This is a genomic window from Brevinematia bacterium (genome assembly GCA_039630355.1).
In the GTDB taxonomy this organism is placed as follows: domain Bacteria; phylum Spirochaetota; class Brevinematia; order DTOW01; family DTOW01; genus SKYB106.
Genome location: JBCNVF010000115.1, coordinates 1 through 3,894, shown reverse-complemented (window position 1 = coordinate 3,894; position 3,894 = coordinate 1). Strand labels below are relative to the sequence as shown.

At 33.2% G+C, this 3,894-nt stretch carries 5 protein-coding genes; all 5 read left to right on the top strand.

Annotated features, from left to right (window positions below):
- Positions 1–198 precede the first annotated feature (198 nt).
- Positions 199–825, top strand: a complete 627-nt coding sequence (locus ABDH28_07480; protein MEN2998855.1) for a ParB N-terminal domain-containing protein — start codon at positions 199–201, stop codon at positions 823–825.
- Positions 818–1,660, top strand: coding sequence for a hypothetical protein (locus ABDH28_07475; protein MEN2998854.1), 843 nt, complete (start codon positions 818–820; stop codon positions 1,658–1,660). The genes ABDH28_07480 and ABDH28_07475 overlap by 8 nt, the downstream gene beginning before the upstream one ends.
- Complete coding sequence (locus tag ABDH28_07470) at positions 1,650–2,057, top strand: hypothetical protein (protein MEN2998853.1); 408 nt, start codon at positions 1,650–1,652, stop codon at positions 2,055–2,057. Before ABDH28_07475 ends, ABDH28_07470 begins: the two co-directional genes overlap by 11 nt.
- Positions 2,047–3,183: a PBSX family phage terminase large subunit gene (locus ABDH28_07465; protein MEN2998852.1), complete on the top strand. Its 1,137-nt coding sequence runs from the start codon at positions 2,047–2,049 to the stop codon at positions 3,181–3,183. Before ABDH28_07470 ends, ABDH28_07465 begins: the two co-directional genes overlap by 11 nt.
- A gap of 8 nt (positions 3,184–3,191) precedes the next feature.
- The coding region (locus ABDH28_07460; GenBank protein MEN2998851.1) for a hypothetical protein at positions 3,192–3,894 on the top strand (703 nt) is incomplete at its 3' end.

The following is a 3,894-nucleotide window of genomic DNA, read 5'->3' as shown; positions in this document are numbered from 1 at the left end:
GCTTCCATATCTTAGGCACTATGATAAATATGGTAAAGTGGAGGGGATACTTAATACTAGGACTAGTATATTATTCCACAGAGTTAGTAAAAGGCTTGATAAGGTTTTAAGTTATAGTTATACCAATATCCTAGAGGAGGTGGAAGATGGCGAAGAAGAGGAGAGTGAAGGTTAGGTCAAGTGATAAGAGGTAAAGGTATGCTGGTGGAGGTAGAAATAAAATATTTAAAACCACATCCTAGTAATTATAGGAAGCATCCACCAGAGCAAGTAGAAAAAATAGAGAGGAGTATAAAAACATTTGGTATTGTAAAGAATATAGTAATCTCTGAAGATTACTATATTTTAGCAGGACATGGAGTGGTAGAGGCTTGTAGAAATATAGGAATAGAGAAGGTAAAAGCTTATGTTATCCCATATCCTCATACTAGTCCTGTAGCCAAGGCTTTCCTTGTTGCTGATAATGAAATACAGAAGATGGGAATAGATGATACAAGCCTTTTAGTAGAACTCCTTTCATCTATAAAACAGGAAGATGAGAACGCATTCTATACTACTGGGTATGATGATGTATTACTAGAGCTTTTAAGAAGACAGACTTGGGATAGGTATTGGGATAAGGAAGGAGAAGAATTAGAGGGGTTTGAAGAGTTAGGAGAAAGTATTAAGAAGTATAGGATTATATTTAGTTTTTATAGCAGAGAAAAACAGGCTTCTTTTCTAAGAGAAATAGAGCCTTTAGCTAAAAAGTATGGACTTAGAAGGTTTATAAATGATAGTATATCTAATACTACTATAAACTTCGCAGAGGAAGAAAATGAATGACCTAGAATATCCTGTGTATGTAATTTCTAAAGGAAGATATAGATATACCAGAAATAGAATGACTTGGAGTTTCTTAAAAGAAGAGGGTATTCCATTTTATCTAGTGGTAGAGCCATCAGAGGCTGGGAGGTATAAAGAGATACATGATAACCTTTTAGTTCTTCCAGAAGATAATTATGGGTTTTCTACACCTGCTAGAAATTTCGCTTGGGAACATTCTATTAAAATGGGATACAAGGCACATTTTATCCTAGATGATAATATAAACAGAGTATCGGTGGTTGCTAAAGGAAAAAGAAAGATGGTAAGGATAAGCTACCTTTTAGAGGCTTCTTTATATGTATCCAAGATGTATGAAAAATGGGGGATGATAGGTTTTAGAGAGGAACAGTTTATGATAGAGCCACAAAGAAGACCTATAACATTTAATACGCACATTTACTCGTTTATGCTTATAAATAATAACCTTCCTTTTAGGTGGAAACTTAAGTATAATGAGGATGTGGATATGAATCTAAAAACGATAGGAAATGGTTTTTATACTATACAGATTTTAGTATTTACCTTTCATAAATATCAGACAAGACTATTAAAAGGGGGTAATACTAGCACATTATATACACAAATTAACTCAAAGGTACTTAAAACCAATACATTGGTAGCACAATACCCGCACATTGTTAGGGGTAAAAATAAGTTTGGTCGTTTTCACCACGAAATAGACTGGAAAAAGTTTTATTCCAAACCTATCAAATCCGATAAATACGAGGAGTTTAGAGAAAAACTTGTAAAGTTATATAAAGATGCTATAAGGGAGGCAGGATATGTTTTCTAAGGTTTTTAAGCCTGTTAAGTATGGAGATAAGGAATGGGATATAGTAGAGCTTGTAGAAAAACTTTACTCCCAAGGTCTTACCGATAGTGCTGTTGCTTCTGTTTTAGGCTTTAGCACTAAGCATTGGTATGATATACTATCTCAAGGTAAAAAGGGACTTAAGAAGACTAAATACCTTAAAAGATATATGGAAATATACCAAGCTAAAGAGAGGGGCTTGGGAAAACATCAAGCGGATATAATAGCGAGGATACAGAGAATAATATCTAAGCCAGATTATGATAATGAAGAGTTTTTACTTAAATATCTAAAATCTCGGTATAGTGATGAGTTTAAAGTAGATGAAAATAAGATAATAGTGGAGTTTGTAAGGGCTAGAATTAAAGATGAAGATTAGGGTAAATGAGAAGATATATAAGCATATAGAGAAGTCTAGTAGTCCTGTTATAGTATATGGCGGTAGTATGGCAGGTAAATCCTATACTATAGCACAGTATATAGTTATAAGGCTTTTATCAAAGAAACAAACTGCACTTGTGTTAAGAAAATATGCTTCTACCATACGATATTCTACTTGGAAGTTATTTTATAGTATTTTATCTGGTTTAGGTTTTAAGGATTTTACAAGATACTCAGAGATGCATTTTAATGGGTCTGAGATTTTCTTCAGAGGCGTTGATGAGATAGAAAAGATAAAAGGAATAGAGGCAAGTATAGTCTGGATGGAAGAAGCAACGGAGTTTTTAGAAGAGGATTATATACAGGCATCTTTGAGAGCTAGGGTAGGAGAGAAAAAGGTTATATTAAGCTTTAATCCTTTATACAGAGAATGGCTTTATAAGCTAATCCAAGATAATAAAAATGGTTCTTTAAAGGTTACTATAAAGGATAATCCGTTTATAGATGATGAGCAGGTTAAAATACTAGAGAGGCTTACAGGAATAAATAGGAAAATCTACTTAGAAGGGGAGTTTGCGAGAGAAGATGAAAGGCTTGTGTTTAAAAACCCTGTTATAATAACACAAAAACAGGTAGATGACTTTATATACAAGGATATAATATGGGGGTTAGACTTTGGATATAATAACCCTACTGCTTTAGTGAAAATAGGAATAACTGAAAATGGAGAATATGTAGTTATGGAAGATTATAAGATATCACACATTACAAACTCGGAACTTATAGAAATTCTTAAACAGATAGGAGTTAAAAGTTTAATAGTAGCTGATAGTTCTGAACCACAGAGGATAATGGAAATAAGAAATGCAGGGTTTAACATAGTAGGGAGTATAAAAACAAGGGTCTTTGAGCAGATACAGAAACTACTACAGGAAAAGATTTACTTTTCAGAAAAGGCTGTTAATACCCTAAAGGAGATAGAAACATATTCTTATAAGGTTAGCAAGGAAGGTGTTATTGAGGATGAGATAATAAAGTTAAACGACCACTGCATAGATGCTATGAGGTATGCTATTTACTATGTTCTACAAAGTAAAAATCAAGCATCGTTTATAATTCTCTAGAGGACTATATGGACTTGCTAGGAATGTTTAGAAAAAAAGCAAGAGAGTATGGAATAACCGTTATAGGTTCTGATATAAAAGGAGACCTAAAGCAGGAATTACTTAGTAATACTTGGGTGGTAGCAGGGATAGAAGCCATAGTTAATGCTCTTAACAGGATGGGGGTAGAAGATAAACAAGGAGTATTAAATAATGGACTTCTTACACCAGATGAAATAATAGAGATAGTTGTCTATGATTATATCGTATCTGGAAATGCGTTTCTCTTGAAGGAAGAAGTAGGAAAAAAGATAAGTCTATTTCCATTATCTCCTGAAGAAACATATATAAAAGTGAATGAGAGTATAGTAATAGAATATAAGGGTAATATATATGAATATGAAAAGGTGGTGCATGTAAGAAATATAATCCCTGTGGAAGAAAACTCCTTGGATAGAGTAATAGTAGGGAATAGTATTTTCAAACCAATAGCAAACCTAATAAAATACGATAATGCCCTGTTAAACATAGCGGTTTTAAACACAAACGCGAATAACCTAACCTTACTTGCATCTTTCAAAGACCAGTTTATAGGAGAGGAAACACTTAAAAGACTAGAAGCTGCTATAAGAAGAGAACTAGAAAATAATAAAAGAATAAACTTTTTAATAAGTCCCGTTGCTATGGATGTAAAGGAAATAAGAACGGAGATGCAGAACTTGGTAGAAATAC